The sequence below is a fragment of the Rhodococcus wratislaviensis genome (genome assembly GCF_041228765.1).
Lineage (GTDB): Bacteria > Actinomycetota > Actinomycetes > Mycobacteriales > Mycobacteriaceae > Rhodococcus_F > Rhodococcus_F wratislaviensis.
In genome coordinates, this window is sequence record NZ_CP150488.1 from 1,026,563 (window position 1) to 1,041,797 (window position 15,235).

12 protein-coding genes are annotated in these 15,235 nt (G+C 67.9%); 4 read left to right on the forward strand and 8 right to left on the reverse strand.

What is annotated here, in order from left to right; genetic code table 11:
- Nucleotides 1-59: 59 nt before the first annotated feature.
- Complete coding sequence (locus tag WKC72_RS04725) at nucleotides 60-1,544, forward strand: peptide MFS transporter (RefSeq protein WP_370181876.1); 1,485 nt, start codon at nucleotides 60-62, stop codon at nucleotides 1,542-1,544.
- A 32-nt stretch (nucleotides 1,545-1,576) separates the two neighbouring features.
- Here the strand turns inward: WKC72_RS04725 and WKC72_RS04730 are convergent, their stop codons facing one another.
- The 5 genes from WKC72_RS04730 to WKC72_RS04750 are packed head-to-tail and all read right to left on the reverse strand — an operon-like array spanning nucleotide 1,577 to nucleotide 7,414.
- The gene (locus WKC72_RS04730; RefSeq protein WP_370181877.1) at nucleotides 1,577-3,637 is read right to left on the reverse strand and encodes a heavy metal translocating P-type ATPase; all 2,061 of its coding nucleotides are present in this window, start codon (nucleotides 3,635-3,637) and stop codon (nucleotides 1,577-1,579) included.
- Between the two features lie 36 nt (nucleotides 3,638-3,673).
- Nucleotides 3,674-3,994, reverse strand: a complete 321-nt coding sequence (locus tag WKC72_RS04735) for a metal-sensitive transcriptional regulator (RefSeq protein ID WP_009476541.1) — start codon at nucleotides 3,992-3,994, stop codon at nucleotides 3,674-3,676.
- Entirely contained in the window at nucleotides 3,991-6,261 is a 2,271-nt protein-coding gene (locus WKC72_RS04740) for a heavy metal translocating P-type ATPase (RefSeq protein ID WP_370181878.1), read from the reverse strand. The genes WKC72_RS04735 and WKC72_RS04740 overlap by 4 nt, the downstream gene beginning before the upstream one ends.
- Nucleotides 6,261-7,151: a hypothetical protein gene (locus tag WKC72_RS04745; RefSeq protein ID WP_037230308.1), complete on the reverse strand. Its 891-nt coding sequence runs from the start codon at nucleotides 7,149-7,151 to the stop codon at nucleotides 6,261-6,263. Before WKC72_RS04745 ends, WKC72_RS04740 begins: the two co-directional genes overlap by 1 nt.
- A 56-nt stretch (nucleotides 7,152-7,207) precedes the next feature.
- Entirely contained in the window at nucleotides 7,208-7,414 is a 207-nt protein-coding gene (locus WKC72_RS04750; RefSeq protein ID WP_005254342.1) for a heavy-metal-associated domain-containing protein, read from the reverse strand.
- A 175-nt stretch (nucleotides 7,415-7,589) separates the two neighbouring features.
- Here WKC72_RS04750 and WKC72_RS04755 point away from each other — a divergent pair, with 175 nt between their 5' ends.
- The 3 genes from WKC72_RS04755 to WKC72_RS04765 are packed head-to-tail and all read left to right on the forward strand — an operon-like array spanning nucleotide 7,590 to nucleotide 11,222.
- Nucleotides 7,590-9,017 carry an amino acid permease gene (locus WKC72_RS04755; RefSeq protein ID WP_370181880.1) on the forward strand — a complete coding sequence of 476 codons (1,428 nt, stop codon included), beginning with the start codon at nucleotides 7,590-7,592 and terminating at the stop codon, nucleotides 9,015-9,017.
- Nucleotides 9,018-9,069: 52 nt separating this feature from the next.
- Complete coding sequence (locus WKC72_RS04760) at nucleotides 9,070-9,837, forward strand: class I SAM-dependent methyltransferase (RefSeq protein WP_370184261.1); 768 nt, start codon at nucleotides 9,070-9,072, stop codon at nucleotides 9,835-9,837.
- Nucleotides 9,838-9,884: 47 nt separating this feature from the next.
- Nucleotides 9,885-11,222, forward strand: coding sequence for an amylo-alpha-1,6-glucosidase (locus WKC72_RS04765; RefSeq protein WP_037230412.1), 1,338 nt, complete (start codon nucleotides 9,885-9,887; stop codon nucleotides 11,220-11,222).
- A gap of 59 nt (nucleotides 11,223-11,281) precedes the next feature.
- Here WKC72_RS04765 and WKC72_RS04770 read toward each other — a convergent pair whose 3' ends face one another.
- From WKC72_RS04770 to WKC72_RS04780, 3 genes are read right to left on the reverse strand one after another with little or no spacing between them, the layout of a single operon-like run.
- Nucleotides 11,282-12,970, reverse strand: coding sequence for a flavin monoamine oxidase family protein (locus tag WKC72_RS04770; RefSeq protein ID WP_370181881.1), 1,689 nt, complete (start codon nucleotides 12,968-12,970; stop codon nucleotides 11,282-11,284).
- Entirely contained in the window at nucleotides 12,967-13,767 is an 801-nt protein-coding gene (locus WKC72_RS04775; RefSeq protein WP_037230303.1) for a carbon-nitrogen hydrolase family protein, read from the reverse strand. The genes WKC72_RS04770 and WKC72_RS04775 overlap by 4 nt, the downstream gene beginning before the upstream one ends.
- Nucleotides 13,764-15,221, reverse strand: a complete 1,458-nt coding sequence (locus tag WKC72_RS04780; RefSeq protein ID WP_037230301.1) for an amino acid permease — start codon at nucleotides 15,219-15,221, stop codon at nucleotides 13,764-13,766. The genes WKC72_RS04775 and WKC72_RS04780 overlap by 4 nt, the downstream gene beginning before the upstream one ends.
- Nucleotides 15,222-15,235: the final 14 nt, after the last annotated feature.

Sequence of the window (15,235 nt, forward strand, 5' to 3'; positions counted from 1 at the left end):
GCGCTCAGCGCCGAGGCACCGGTACGAACTACACCCCTTCCCCGAACACAGGGAGAGACATGACCGAGATCGACAAGAGCGTTGCAACCGAGTACCACCGCACGGTCGAACGGACGAGGTCCGACTCGCTCGGGCAACCCAAGGGTCTGTGGAACCTGGCGTTCACCGAACTCTGGGAGCGTTTCAGCTATTACGGCTTGCAGGGAGTTCTCAGCTTCTATCTGTTGTACTCACTCAGCGACGGCGGACTCGATCTCGCGCCGGCGACCGCGGTCAGCATCGTCGGCGCCTACGGCGGATCGGTGTACCTGTCCCAGATTCTCGGGGCATGGATCGCCGATCGGCTGATCGCGCCACGCCGAATGGTCCTCTACGGCGCCGTCGTCATCACCGTCGGCCACCTCGCTCTCGCGATACTCGACGGACTCTCCGGCCTGGCCTTCGGGCTCACGCTCATCGTCCTGGGTACCGGCGCGCTCAAGACGAACATCACGTCGATAGTGGGCATGCTCTATGCCGACAATCGCCCCGCACGCGACGCCGGTTTCTCGTACTTCTACATGGCCATCAACACCGGCTCCGCATTCGGACCGCTGCTCACCGGATTCACCCAGAGCAGGTGGGGATTCCACGCGGCCTTCAGCCTCGCCGCTGTCGGAATGGTCGGGGCGCTCATCCAATACTCGTGGAAGATGCGCGACCTTCCCGCCGAGGCCGGCGTCGTCAAGAATCCGATCGCTCGCACGCACCTGCCCTACGCGTTCGCCGCCGTCGCCGCCGTGACTGCGTTCGTGGTCGCCCTCTGGCAGCTCGGGTTCGTCGACAACACCAACCTCTCGCACTTCGTCGGGGCCGTCATCCTCGTCGCCGCGATCATCTACTTCACGGTGATCCTGCGTTCGCCGAACGTGACACCGGCGGAGAAGCGTCGTATGAGGGGCTTCATCCCACTGTGGATCGCAAGCCTGCTGTACTTCGGGTTCCTGTTCCAGAAGTTCACCACCATCTCGGTGTTCATCAAGGATCGGGTCGATCTCGATGTCGGTGGCTGGCAGGTACCCGCTCCCTGGCTGACCACCATCAGCCCGGTCTCCGCGGTCCTGCTCACCCCTCTCGTCGCCATGTTGTGGACGAAACTCGGTACTCGCCAACCGACTACGTCCGCGAAGTTCGCCATCGGGCTGACCATGGTCGGCTGCGCCTACCTGCTGCTGTTGCTCTCGCAGTTCTTTCCCGACAAGACTGTGCCACCGCTCCTGGTTCTCGTCAGCATGGCCGTTGCCGGTTCATCCGAAATCTTCGTCGGACCGGTCGGACTCGCACTGGCCACGCGCATTGCACCCGAGCGATTCACGGCGCAAACCGTGGCACTGCTCTTCCTGACCCTCGCCGGTGGATCGACGCTCTCCGGCCTACTCGGCGGGTTGTTCACGACAATTTCCACCGGAAACTTCTTCCTCCTCGTCGGCTCGGGAGCCGTCCTTCTGGGAGCGGTGCTGTTCGGCCTCTCCCGCAAGATCGAAGTACTGACCGACAGCAGATAGCGAGGGCGCCGGCCCGGTCGATGCAGAGCGGGTCAGTGTCGGCTCAGCCGTTCCGGATCCAGATCGAGTCGTCGCAGCAGCTGCGCGTTGAGTGCGACGACGATGGTGGACACGGACATCAGGATCGCCGCGACCGCGGGTGAAATCGCGACCCCGGCGAACGCGAGGACACCGGCGGCCAGAGGGACGGCAATGACGTTGTAGCCGGTGGCCCACACCAGGTTCTGCCACATCTTGCGATAGCTCGCCTGGGACAGGTCGATGATCGAGAGGACGGCGCGGGGATCGTCGGCGGCGAGGACGACACCCGCCGACTCGATGGCGACGTCCGTGCCGGCGCCGATCGCGACGCCGACATCCGCGCGGGCGAGTGCAGGCGCGTCGTTGACGCCGTCGCCGACCATCGCCACCCGGTGACCGCGGGCCTGGAGGGCGGCCACCTCGGCGTCCTTGTTCTCCGGTAGCACGTCGGCGAACGCTTCGTCGATCCCGAGATCGGCGGCGACGGCGTCGGCCACCTGACGGGCGTCTCCGGTGATCATCGCGACCTTCACACCGCGCTCGTGCAGGGCGTCGATCGCCTGCCGGGACTCCTCGCGGACGGCGTCCTCGAGCGCCACCGCGCCGAGCACCGCGCCGTCGCGGACGAGATGGAGGACGGAGGCGCCGCGCTCGACCCACCGTGTCGTCTGCGCGGCAACGTCTTCGGGGACGGTCACGTTCAGCTCCGCGAGCATCGCCGGCCCGCCTACCTCTACGGGTATGCCGTCGACGTCTGCGCGCACCCCACGTCCGGGCAGCGACCGGAAGTCGGACGCGGTGCGCCGCTCGTCCGCGGGCACGTTCGCTGCCGCCTCGGCGACGATGGCCCGCGCGACCGGGTGCTCGCTGTCGGCCTCCACGGCGCCGGCGAGCGCGAGCAGTTCGGTCTCGGTGACACCCGCGGTGGTGACCACCCCGGTGACGACGTGCTTGCCCTGGGTCAGGGTGCCGGTCTTGTCGAACAGGACGACGTCGACGTTGCGCATGCGTTCGAGCGCCAGCCGGTCCTTCACCAGGACACCTGCCTTCGCGGCACGCTCGGTGGAGATGGCGATCACGAGGGGTATCGCCAGACCGAGTGCGTGCGGGCAGGCGATCACCAGAACGGTGACGGTCCGCACCACGGCCTCGTCCACGTTGCCGAGCAGCGACCACACCACGAACGTGAGAAGCCCTGCGATCGAAGCGAAGTAGAACAGGAACGCCGCGGCACGGTCGGCGAGGGCCTGCGCCCGGGACGAGGAGGACTGCGCGTCGGCGACCAGCCGCTGGATGCCGGCGAGGGCGGTGTCCTCCCCCACCGCGCCCACCTGGATTCGCAGCGCGCTGTCGGTGGCGACGGTGCCGGCCACCACGGTGTCGCCGACCGACCGTGGGACAGGGTTGGATTCGCCGGTGATCATCGATTCGTCGACCTCCGCGCGGCCGTCCTCGACGGTGCCGTCGGCGGGGATGCGACCACCGGCCCGCACCAGCACCAGGTCGCCGGTGGCGAGTTCGGAGACGGGCACCTCGGTGACACCGTCGTCGGTGACCCTGTCGGCGGTGTCCGGCAGCAGCGCGGCGAGTGCGTCGAGGGCGCCGGACGCCGACCCCAGCGCCCGCATCTCCAGCCAGTGGCCGAGCAGCATGATGACGATGAGAAGCGCCAGCTCCCACCAGAAGTCGAGGTTGAACCCGCCGATCTGCAGGGTCGTGATCCACGACGCGACGAACGCGACCGTGATCGCCATGCCGATCAGCAGCATCATGCCGGGCCGCCGCGACTTCAGCTCACCCCACGCGCCGGTGAGGAACGGCGCACCCCCGTAGAAGAAGATCGCGGTGCCGACCACCGGCGGAATCCACGACGCACCGGGGAAGTCGGGGACGGTGTAGCCGAGGAGATCGGCGAACATGTGGCTGAACACCACCACCGGCACCGACAGTGCGAGGCTGATCCAGAATTTCTGCCGGAACACCTCGCCGTGCGCGCCGTGACCGGCGTGCCGATCAGCGTGGTCGGTGTGCCGGACCCGTTCCATTTCCTGCTGCTGATGATCGTGAGACATGCCTGCTCCCTCGGAAGCTGCTCTCGTGGTCTGGTTTCAGGAACGCACCAGTCGTGCGATGGCGTCGGTGGCTTCCTTGATCTTCGCGTCGGCCTCGGAGCCGCCCGCGACGGCGGCGTCGACGACGCAGTGGCTTATGTGGTCTTCGAGCAGACCCAGCGCCACGGCCTGCAGCGCCTTGGTCATCGCGGAGACCTGGGTGAGGATGTCGATGCAGTACTTCTCGTCCTCGACCATCCGCTGGAGTCCCCGCGCCTGGCCCTCGATGCGGCGCAGGCGCTTGAGGTAGTCGTCCTTGGCGCTGATGTACCCGTGGCCGGCCGTGTGGTCGTGGTCGGTGTTCGGTTGCTCGGTCATGAGTGTTCCCCTCGGGTGGGAGTGGTCAGGGGCTGGAAGCGGCGCAGTCGCAGGCTGTTGCTCACGACGAACACCGATGAGAATGCCATGGCGGCGCCGGCCAGCATGGGGTTGAGCAGGCCCGCCGCCGCCAGTGGCAACGCCGCGACGTTGTAGGCGAAGGCCCAGAACAGGTTGCCCTTGATCGTGCTCAACGTCCTGCGCGACAACCGGATCGCGTCGGCCGCGGCCCGCAGGTCGCCGCGCACCAGCGTGAGGTCGCTGGCCTCGATGGCCACGTCCGTGCCGGTTCCCATGGCGAGACCGAGGTCGGCCTGCGCGAGAGCGGCGGCGTCGTTGACCCCGTCGCCGACCATCGCGACCACCTTGCCCTCGGCCTGCAGACGCTTGATCACGTCGACCTTGTCCTGGGGCAGTACCTCCGCGATCACTTCGCCGATGCCGACCTGGGCGGCGATCGCCCGGGCCGCGGAATTGTTGTCGCCGGTGAGCATGATCGGGGTGAGGCCCAGTTCGCGGAACTGCGCCACCGCCTCGCGTGACGTCGGCTTCACGGTGTCGGCGACCACGAGCACGCCGCGCGCCTGGCCGTCCCAGCCGATCCCGACGGCAGTCTTGCCTTCCGACTCCGCCGCGTCGACGGCGCGCTGGAGTTCCGTGGTGAGGTGCAGCGACCAGTCGCGGAGCAGTTTCGCGCGGCCGATGACCACCGCGTGTCCGTCGATCATGCCCTGGACGCCGAGTCCCGCGATGTTGGTGAACTGTTCGACGTCGGGCAGCGTCGTGAACCGGTCCCGTGCCGCGCGGGTGATCGCCCGTGCGATGGGATGCTCGGACGCGTCCTCGAGTGCGCCGGCGAACCGCAGAACCTGCTCCCCGTCCTGGCCGTCCGCGGCGATCACGTCGTGCAGCGACATCGTGCCGGTGGTGACGGTGCCGGTCTTGTCGACCACCACCGTGTCGACTCGCCGGGTCGATTCCAGAACTTCGGGTCCCTTGATCAGGATGCCCAGCTGGGCTCCGCGTCCCGTGCCCACCATGAGGGCGGTCGGGGTGGCGAGTCCGAGCGCACACGGGCACGCGATGATCAGGACGGCGACCGCGGCCGTGAACGCGGCGGCGACCGAACCGCCGGTGCCGATCCAGAAACCGAGGGTCGCGACCGACAATGCGATCACGATCGGGACGAAGATGCCGGAGATCCGGTCGGCCAGGCGTTGCACCTCGGCCTTGCCGGTCTGCGCGTCCTCGACCATCCACGCCATCTGCGCGAGCTGGGTGTCGGCTCCGATCCGGCTGGCGCGAACCACGATTCGACCGCCGACGTTGACCGTCGCACCCGCCACCTCGGAGTCCGGCGACACCTCGACCGGCACGGATTCACCGGTCAGCATCGACGCGTCCACCGCCGACGAACCTTCGACGACGACGCCGTCGGTGGCGATCTTCTCGCCGGGACGGACCACGAAGAGGTCGCCGACCTCGAGCTGGTCGATGCCGATCAGCTGTTCGGTGCCGTCACGCAGTACCGACACTTCCTTGGCGCCCAGTTCGAGGAGCGCCCGCAGTGCCGCTCCCGCCCGGCGTTTGGCGCGGGCCTCGAAGTAGCGGCCGGCCAGGATGAACGTGGTGACGCCGGCCGCGGCCTCCAGATAGATGTTGCCGGTGCCGTCGACCCGCGCGATCGTGAGCTCGAACGGGTGCGTCATCCCCGGCATGCCTGCCGTGCCCCAGAACAGTGCGTACAGCGACCAGCCGAACGCGGCCAGCGTGCCCATCGACACCAGGGTGTCCATGGTCGCGGTGCCGTGCCGCAGGTTGGTCCAGGCGGCCTTGTGGAACGGCCACGCACCCCAGACCACGACTGGTGCCGCGAGGGTGAGCGAGAGCCACTGCCAGTTGGTGAACTGCAGCGCCGGGATCATCGCCATCGCGATGACGGGGACCGTCAGCACCGCGGACACGAGCAGCCGCTGCCGCAGTTCCGCCGCCGGGTCCTCCTCCTCCGGGGCCGGGGGCTTCACCTCGGGCAGTCGCGCCGTGTACCCGGCCTGCTCGACCGTGGCGACGAGTTCTTCGGGCGAGACGTCGGCGGCGTCGTAATGGACGCGGGCCTTCTCCGTCGCGTAGTTGACGGTCGCGGTGACGCCGTCGAGTTTGTTCAGCTTGCGCTCGATGCGGTTGGCGCACGACGCGCAGGTCATTCCGCCGATGGCCAGTTCGATCTGGGAATCGGGCGGTGCCGCGAGGTCGGTCGAGCGGGTCATCACTTCTCCTCCGGTCCGGCGGTGGCGGTGAACTCGGCGGTGTGGACGGCGCCGGCGTGCTGGAAGTCCAGGAACAGCCGGTAGTCGCCCGCGCCGGGTGCGGTGACGGCGAAGTCGATTCCGGGGCCCGCCGCGGTGACGCCGTCACCGGGATGTCCGTCCGGGTGTACGTGCAGGTATCCGAGGTCGGTGGTGCGCAGCGCCACCAGGTGGCCGTATGCGCCGAGGTAGGGCTGCAGATCGGTGACGGGCTGCCCGTCGCGGCTCACCGAGAGCGTCACGTTCGACGTCTCTCCCGGTCGCAACGTGCCGTCGAGTGTGACGGTGTAGCCGTCCACGGTGGCGGTCGGTGCGGGTGCCGGCAGTTCCTGCGGGTCGTAGGTGCCCGCGACGCGCAGATCCGTGCCCAGGGTGACGCCTTCGCCGCCTGCCGGGGTGAAGTCCGCGAACACGCGGTAGTCGCCGCCGCGAGTGAGGTCGAGGGGGACGCTCCACGTTCCGGTCGCGTCGAGCGTCGGGTGCACGTGCTGGAACCCGGCGAGGTCCCGGCGGACGACGATCAGGTGCAGCAGTTTCTCGTGCTCCACGGTGTAGTCCGTCACGGGTACCCCCGAGGGGTTCGTGATCCGGAACTGCACCGGGACCGCGGCACCCGCGGTGACCTGGTCGGATGCGAGTGCGAGGGTGTAGCCGTCGGCAGTGGGCGTCAGTCCGCCCGGGGTCGGGTCGGCGGCGGCGCCGTGACCTGCCGCTCCGTGTCCGTCGTCCTCGGCCGTGTGCGCGGCGGGCTCGGCCACATCCGGGCCGGCAACCGACCCGAGTGCGAGCGCGGCGCCGAAGATCACGACGAGGCCGACGGTGAATCCGGCGAACTTGCCGGTTGCGTTCATGGTGGGTCTCCTGTGGTGGAGGTGCCGGCTCAGCCGGCCGCGTTGGAGGTGCCGGCTCAGCCGGCGACGGAATACCCGGCTTCTTCGACAGCGCCCGCGACAGCACTCGGATCGAGGTCGGTGGTGCTGTCGATGACGACCTTGCCGGTGGCCAGATCGACGTTCACGTTGGTGACGCCGGGGAGTGCGCTGATCTCCTCGGTGACCGAGGACACGCAGTGGTTGCAGGTCATGCCGGTGACGGTGACGCTCGAGGTGCTCACGGATCTGCCTCTCTCGGGGGTATCGATGTCCTATCTGAGAACTACCATACCCCCCTACCGTATTCCTGCAAGGGTGACGACGGCCACCGAGTCCCGTGTTCCTGGCCCACGCCGGCCCGAAAAGGTGATTGAGTGAGATACCGCATCTCACCCCACTGAGAAACGGAGCCCGGCAATGTCGATGGACAAGTTGCGCACCCAAATGCTGCGCCGCAAACCCCTCACCGAGGTCGACGAGGACACCCCGCCCGACGAGCGTCTGACCAAATCGCTCGGCCTGTGGCAACTCACCGCGATCGGCGTCGGCGGCATCATCGGCGCAGGCGTCTTCTCCCTCGCCGGCTCGGTCGCGCATTCCGTCACCGGCCCGGCCGTGCTGATCTCCTTCCTGATCGCCGGTGTCGCCAGTGCTGCGGCCGCACTGTGTTACGCCGAGTTCGCCGGAATGATCCCCAAGGCCGGATCGGCCTACACCTACGGTTACGTGGCGCTCGGCGAGATCGTCGGCTGGTTCATCGGCTGGGACCTGCTGCTGGAATACATCGCGGTGGCGGCCGTCGTCGCCATCGGCGTGTCCGGGTACTTCCGGTTTCTCCTCGAACAGATCGGCATCAGCCTGCCCGACTGGATGATGGGCGCGCTGGGCACCGGCGACGGGCACGTCTTCGACGTCTTCGCAGCCCTGTTCTGCCTCGGGACCGCGTGGGTGCTCTCGCGCGGAATCCGCAGTGTCGGCCGATTCGAGACTGTCGCGGTGGCGATCAAGGTCGCGTTGGTCGTCCTCATCATCGTGCTGGGCCTCTTCCACATCGACAGCGCCAACTACACCCCTTACTTCCCGTTCGGCACCGCAGCCGTGTTCACCGGCGCGGCCACCGTGTTCTTCGCCGTCTTCGGGTACGACGCGATGAGCACGGCCGCCGAGGAATCGAAGGACGCCACCAAGCACCTGCCGAAGGCGATCCTGTACTCCCTCGGCATCGCGATGACGCTGTACGTCCTGGTCACCCTCGTGCTGACCGGAATGCAGAAGTACACCGAGATCAGCCCCGAGAGCGGCTTCTCCACCGCCTTCGATTCGGTCGGCATGCCCGGGGTCGCGAACATCATCGCGGTCGGTGCCATCGTCGGCATCATCACCGTCGTGCTCACCTTCATGCTCGGTGTGACCCGCGTCTGGTACGCGATGAGCCGGGACGGCCTGCTCCCGGAATGGTTCGCGAAGACGCACCCGGTGCGCAAGGTTCCGACGCGGGTCACGTGGATCGTGGGGATCGGTTCGGCGCTGCTGGCCGGGTTCTTCCCCATCAACACGGTCGCGGAACTCACCAACATCGGGATCCTGTCGGCATTCATCGTCGTCTGCATCGCGGTCGCGGTGCTCCGGCGCACCCGCCCCGAGGTCCCCCGCACGTTCAAGCTTCCGTTCATGCCGGTCATCCCGATCATCGGCGTCGTGTTCTCCGGCTGGCTCATCCTCTCGCTGCCGTGGGAGACCTGGCTGCGGTTCGGGATCTGGCTGATCCTCGGTCTGATCGTGTACTTCTTCTACTCGCGCAAGCACTCCAAACTCGAAGAAGCAGAGCCGGTGCCGCGTGCCTGACGACGACGGGGAACGGGTGGACGCGACCACCCTGACCGGTGTTCCCGCGACGATGATGTGGACCCTCCGCAACCGTGCCGTCGAGGCGTCGCGTCCCGACGGCACGTTGGTCGACCCGCTCGCCGTGACGCTCTACGAGACCCTCGACTATCCGTACGAGAACTTCGGGAAACCGAGCCAATCCCACGCTCTGCGCGCTCGGGCCTTCGACGACGAGATACGGGTGTTCCTCGACGGTCACCCCGGCGGAACGGTCGTCGCGCTCGGTGAAGGATTGCAGACCAGCTACTGGCGGATCGGCGACCCGGACGTCCGGTGGGTGTCGATCGACCTGCCCGAGGTGGTCGCCCTGCGCAGGCAACTGTTGCCGGACGAGCCGAACGTCACCACACTCGCGGTGTCCGCGCTCGACCGCTCGTGGATGGACCACGTAGACACCGGCCGGGGCGTGTTCGTCTCGGCGGAGGGCCTGCTGATGTATCTGCCCGCCGACGAGTCGCTGTCCCTGATCGGCGACTGCGCCCGGCGTTTCCCCGGCGGCCGGATGATGTTCGATTCGGTGCCGAAATGGTTCAGCCGCAAGACGCAGAAGGGACTGCGGATTCACGGCGGCTACACCGTCCCGCCGATGCCGTTCCACCTCTCCGCCGGCGAGGCGGCGGACCTGCCCGGACAGGTGCCGGACCTCGCGTTCACCCGTGAGGTGATGTTGCCCCTCGGCCGCGGTCTGTGGGGGTCGACCCTGCTCCGCAGGCTGTCGGAATCGCGGCCGCTGCGCAACTCGCGTCCGACGCTGACCCTGTGCGGATTCGCAGGCTGAACCCCGTCCGACGAGCGATGTGGGCCGACCCGCAGCAGAATGGTGCAATGGCGGACCGCGGATTCACCCCGACACAGCTCGCGGCACGTGCCGCGTACCTGCTTCGCGGCAACGACCTCGGCACGATGACGAGTGCCGCGCCGCGCCTGTACCCGCACATGTGGAGTTGGGACGCGGCGTTCGTCGCGGTCGGCCTGGCGCCCCTGAGCGTGGAGCGGGCCGTCGTCGAACTCGACACCCTGCTGTCGGCGCAGTGGAAGAACGGCATGATCCCGCACATCGTGTTCGCGAACGGCGTCGACGGATACTTCCCCGGCCCCGGGCGGTGGGAGTGCGGGACCCTCGCGGCGCACGCGCCGAGCGGCACGCAGACGTCGGGGATCACCCAGCCGCCCGTGCACGCCATCGCCGTGCAGCGCATCCTCGACCACTCGCGCAGGCACGGTCGCAGCACCCGCGCCGTCGCCGAGGAGTTCCTCGACCGGCGCTGGCCCGACCTCGTGCGCTGGCACCGCTGGCTGGCCAACGCCCGCGACCTCGACGGCAACGGCCGGATCGCGCTGTACCACGGCTGGGAGTCCGGCATGGACAACTCGCCGCGCTGGGACCACTCGTACGCCAACGTCGTGGCCGGGGTGATGCCCACGTATCTGCGCGAGGACCTGTCCCACGTGGCCGACACCGGACAGCGGCCGTCCAACGGCGAATACGACCGCTACCTGTGGCTGCTCGAGGAGATGAAGACCGTCCGCTACGACGACGAGGAACTGGCCACCGCCATGAGCTTCGCGGTGGAGGACGTGTTCGTCAGCGCCGTGTTCTCGATGGCGTGCGAGGTGCTCGCGACCATCGGCGAGGAACACTCGATGCCGAACTCCGACGTCCGGGAGCTGCACGGGTGGGCGGCCCGGTTCCGGCAGGGCGTCCTCACGACCACCGACGAACGGTCCGGGGCGGCACGCGATTTCGATCTGCGCAGCGGCCGGTGGATTTCCACCGAAACCCTCGCCATGTTCTCGCCCCTGCTGTGTGGCGGCCTGAGCCGGGACGCCGAACGGGCCCTGCTCCGCACGTTCGAGGGACCGAAATTCTGCGGTCACCCCGACCTCCGGTACGCCGTGCCGCCGTCGACGTCGCCGGTGTCGGGCGACTTCCGCCCGCGCGAGTACTGGCGCGGTCCGGTGTGGCCGGTGATGACGTGGCTGTTCTCCTGGGCGTTCGCCCGGCGCGGGTGGGCCGAGCGCGCGCACCTGCTGCGGTCCGAGGGGCTGCGGCAGGCGAGCGACGGCAGCTTCGCCGAATACTACGAACCGTTCACCGGTCAGCCCCTCGGCAGCATGCAGCAGTCGTGGACGGCCGCCGCGGTCCTGGACTGGTTGGGCTGACGCGCCCGTGAGTACTTATTAACCGCGGGACGTTAATAAGTACTCACAGGCCGAAGGCACTAGTCGCACAAGCGGATCGGGCCGAGCTCGGCATACCTGTCGCCCGGGCCGGGGTTGTCGGCGGGGGTGGCGCCGCCCAGGTGGTGCATCACTCCCCAGACGGCGTTGAGTGCGGTCTGCACGGCACCCTCCGCCCAGCCCGCGGTCCACGAGATGTCGTCGCCGGCCAGGAAGATGCCGCGATGCCGTGGGTCGAGTTCGTCCTGGACGAAATGGCTGAACAGCCGTTCCTGGTAGCGGTAGTGGCCGGGGAGGTTGGCCTTGAACGCACCCATGAAGTCGCGTTCGGTCTCCCAGGACAGCGTGACCGGAGTCGAGATGATGTGACTGCGGAAGTCCACCCCCGGGTAGATCTCCTCGAGCGATTTGATCATGAGGTTCATCCGCTCCGTCGCGTCGAGCGGCAGAAGCTTGAGCGAATCGTCGGACCACGTGTAGGACAGGCAGATCAGGCCGGGCTTGTCGTCACCGTGGTCGAGGAGGTAGGTGCCGCGGCTCATCCGGTCCGTCAGGGTCATGCTGACGAGGTCGCGGCCGGTGACCGAATCCTTGTCCTTCCAGAACGGACGATCCACGAGGGCGAACACCTTCGTCGACCCCATGTAGTGGGTGCGTTCGATCGCGGTCCAGTGGTCGATCGGGAACAGGTCGTCGTCGCAGTGAATGTTGTTGAGCAGCATCCAGCTCTGCGCCGTGAAGACGGCGGCGGGGTAGGTGCGGATCTCACCGGACGAGTCGGTGACCGTCACCTGGTGCGGTGCGGTCCTCCGGACCTCCGTGACGCGGGGACGGGTGCTTCCGCCGTTCAGTGCGCGCACCGACGTGCCGTCCGGCCAGTGCGCCATCCCCGACGGAGTGTCGGTCCACAGGCGCAGGGGCAGCTGCTGCGACCCGCCGACGATGCCGCGGTGGTGGTCGTCGGCGGCGGTGATGACGACGCGCAGGATCTCGAGGATCGAGTTGGGGAAGTCGGTGTCCCAGCCGCCCGTGCCGAAACCGACCTGCCCGAACACTTCCCGATGCCGGAACGACGCGAAGTGCTTCGACGAGGCGAGGAAGCCGTAGAACGTCTGATCGTCCAGCCGGACCACCAGGTCGTTCCAGATGCGCTTGAGTTCGGCGGTGTCGCGGTCGCGGATCGCCTGCTGCAGCGGAATCAGCTCGGCGTGATCCTCGAGTGTGCGCTGCCACGCATCCGACACCTCCCGGAACACGGGCGGCAGGTCGTCGAGGTGCTGCGCGTAGTAGCTTTCGCCCTTGAGGTCGATGACCGTGCTGGGGGTGCTGTCGGCGAGCGGGTTCGGGAACGCCTCGGTCCGCAGTCCCATGGCGTCGAGGTAGTGGAACAGGGTGGTCGACGACGGTGGGAACCGCATCGCGCCCATCTCGGCGACCACGTCCGGGTGGCCGTCGAACGGCTGCGACCGCATCCGGCCACCGATCTGATCGGCTTCGTAGACAATCGGTTTGAGGCCGAGCTTCATCAGCTCGTACGCCGTGACCATTCCCGACAGTCCGCCGCCGATGACTGCCACCTCGGTGCCGTGGCGGTCGGCGGGCACCGCGCCGAGGCCCGAGTGGTGCGCGATGTAGTCGTCGTAGGCGAACGGGAAGTCGGGGCCGAACATGGTGAGCGGCTTGGGATCGGTGTCCGCGGCGGTGCTGTCCGGAGTGACGGGGATCGTCATGAAGTCTTCTCCTGCATGAAGGGGTAGAGGTCGACGCGTCGGTCGTCGAGATGGGTGTTTTCACGGCGGGATCGGTGGAGGACGTCGAGTTCGAGGTCGACGATCGCGACCTCCTCGTGGCGGCCGGCGCGGGCGAGTTCGGTGCCGTCGGGCGCGATCGCGCAACTGGATCCGCAGTAGTCGAGGTCGGCTTCGGTGCCGCACCTGTTGACGTACGTGACGAACAGCTGACTCTCGTACGCCCGGGTCGGGACGACACTCTCAGCGATGAATTCGTACGGGCTCATCAGGCCGGTGGGGACGACGAGCCACTGGGTTCCCCGGTCGGCGTGCGCGCGAACGGTTTCGGGGAACTCGACGTCGTAGCAGATCAGGAGTCCGCACCGGATTCCGGCGTGGTCGAACTGGACCACCAGTTCGTCGCCGGCGGCGAAGTGCGAGCGGTCGAGCTCACCGAACAGGTGCGTCTTCCGGTAGTTCGCGAGTGACGTCCCGGACGGGTCGAACACCTGCACGCTGTTGTAGACGACCCCCGCGTCCGCCTCGGGGTATCCGTAGACGACGGCGATTCCGGATTCGCGCGCGATCTCCGCGATCCGTGCCGCAATCGGTCCGTCGGCGGGTTCGGCCCGCGCAGCGATGAGGGATCCGATGTTGTAGCCGGTGGCCGCCATCTCCGGGCAGACGAGGATGGACGCCCCGGAAGCCGCCGCCGTCTGCGCGGCGGACGCGATGGCGGAGAGGTTCGCCGCGACGTCGAAGGAGAGTTCGGGGCCTTGGAACAGTGCTGCCCTCATGGTGCCGTCACCCTTTCCGGGCTGTTGCGGAGTTCGGACTTGCGGACGCCGTACGCGAAGTAGATCGCGAGCCCGACTGCCATCCACAGAGCGAACGCCACCCAGGTCGAGACGCCGAGGCCGAACAGCAGCAGCGCGCAGAACACGACGCCGAGGACCGGCATCAGCGGGAACAGCGGGGTCCGGAAGCTGCGGTGCAGGTCGGGGTGGCGGCGGCGCAGGATGATCACGGCGATGTTGACGAGCATGAACGCGAACAGCGAGCCGATGCTCGTCGCGTCGGCCAGTTCGCCCAGCGGCACGAACCCCGCGAGCGCGGAGACGACACCGCCGACGACCACGATGTTGACGACGGGCACCCGGGTGCGCGGGTTGACGCGGGAGAAGACCCGCGGCACGAGACCGTCGAGCGACATCGCATACAGGATCCGGGTCTGCCCGTACATGACGGCGAGGACGACGCTGGCGATGGCGATCACCGCGCCGGCCGACAGGAGGATGGCGGGCCAGGTGCTGGTGGTGGCGGCATTCAGGATGGTCGCGAGTGCGGCGCCCTCGCCCGCGATGTCCTGCCAGGGCATCGCGCCGACAGCCGCGATCGCGACCAGGCAGTAGAGGATCGTGACGATCAGGAGCGAGAGGATGATGGCGCGGGGAAGGTCGCGCTTCGCGTTCTTCGCTTCGTCGCCTGCGGTCGAGGCGGCGTCGAACCCGATGTAGGCGAAGAACACCTGGGAGGCCGCGGCCGTCACGCCTGCCGCACCGAGGGGGATGAACGGCGTGAAGTTTCCGGCGCGGAACGCGGTGAACGCGACAGCGCAGAAGAACACGAGCACGAGGATCTTCAGTGCGACCATGACCGTGTTCACCAGGGCGCTCTCGGACGCTCCCCGGGTCAGCAGTGCCACCGCGACGAGCACGATGACGATGGCGGGCACGTTGACGATGCCGCCCGCTCCCGGTGATTCGCTGATCGCGGCGGGTAGCGCGATGCCGAACATGCCGTGGAGCAGTTCGTTGATGTACTCGCCCCAGCCGACGGCGACGGCCGCGACCGAGACGCCGTACTCGAGCATCAGGCACCAGCCGCAGATCCATGCGAAGAGTTCGCCCATCGTCGCGTAGGTGTACGAGTACGAGCTACCGGAGACGGGGATGCTGCCTGCGAGTTCCGCGTAGGAGAGGGCGGAGAAGAGTGCGGTGAACGCCGCGAGCACGAAGGCGAGGACGACGGCGGGGCCGGCCTTGGGCGTCGCCTCGCCGAGGATGACGAAGATGCCCGTTCCCAGCGACGCACCGATGCTCAGTGCGGTGAGGTGCACCAGGCCCATCGACCGCTTGAGGCCGTGACCGGGTTCCTGGTCGTTGCGCGCCACGATCGCGTCGACCGATTTGCGGGCGCGGAGTGCGCCTGCCAGTCCCGGCGGGCGCGGAGAAATCTTGGTGATATCCAACGTTGAGCTCCTGA

What these genes read in the sequence shown, in the direction of transcription:
- WKC72_RS04725 (WP_370181876.1), top strand. Translation starts at nt 60, where the DNA reads ATGACCGAGATCGACAAGAGCGTTGCAACCGAGTACCACCGCACGGTC.
- WKC72_RS04730 (WP_370181877.1), bottom strand. Translation starts at nt 3,637, where the DNA reads ATGTCTCACGATCATCAGCAGCAGGAAATGGAACGGGTCCGGCACACC.
- WKC72_RS04735 (WP_009476541.1), bottom strand. Translation starts at nt 3,994, where the DNA reads ATGACCGAGCAACCGAACACCGACCACGACCACACGGCCGGCCACGGG.
- WKC72_RS04740 (WP_370181878.1), bottom strand. Translation starts at nt 6,261, where the DNA reads ATGACCCGCTCGACCGACCTCGCGGCACCGCCCGATTCCCAGATCGAA.
- WKC72_RS04745 (WP_037230308.1), bottom strand. Translation starts at nt 7,151, where the DNA reads ATGAACGCAACCGGCAAGTTCGCCGGATTCACCGTCGGCCTCGTCGTG.
- WKC72_RS04755 (WP_370181880.1), top strand. Translation starts at nt 7,590, where the DNA reads ATGTCGATGGACAAGTTGCGCACCCAAATGCTGCGCCGCAAACCCCTC.
- WKC72_RS04760 (WP_370184261.1), top strand. Translation starts at nt 9,070, where the DNA reads ATGATGTGGACCCTCCGCAACCGTGCCGTCGAGGCGTCGCGTCCCGAC.
- WKC72_RS04765 (WP_037230412.1), top strand. Translation starts at nt 9,885, where the DNA reads ATGGCGGACCGCGGATTCACCCCGACACAGCTCGCGGCACGTGCCGCG.
- WKC72_RS04770 (WP_370181881.1), bottom strand. Translation starts at nt 12,970, where the DNA reads ATGACGATCCCCGTCACTCCGGACAGCACCGCCGCGGACACCGATCCC.
- WKC72_RS04775 (WP_037230303.1), bottom strand. Translation starts at nt 13,767, where the DNA reads ATGAGGGCAGCACTGTTCCAAGGCCCCGAACTCTCCTTCGACGTCGCG.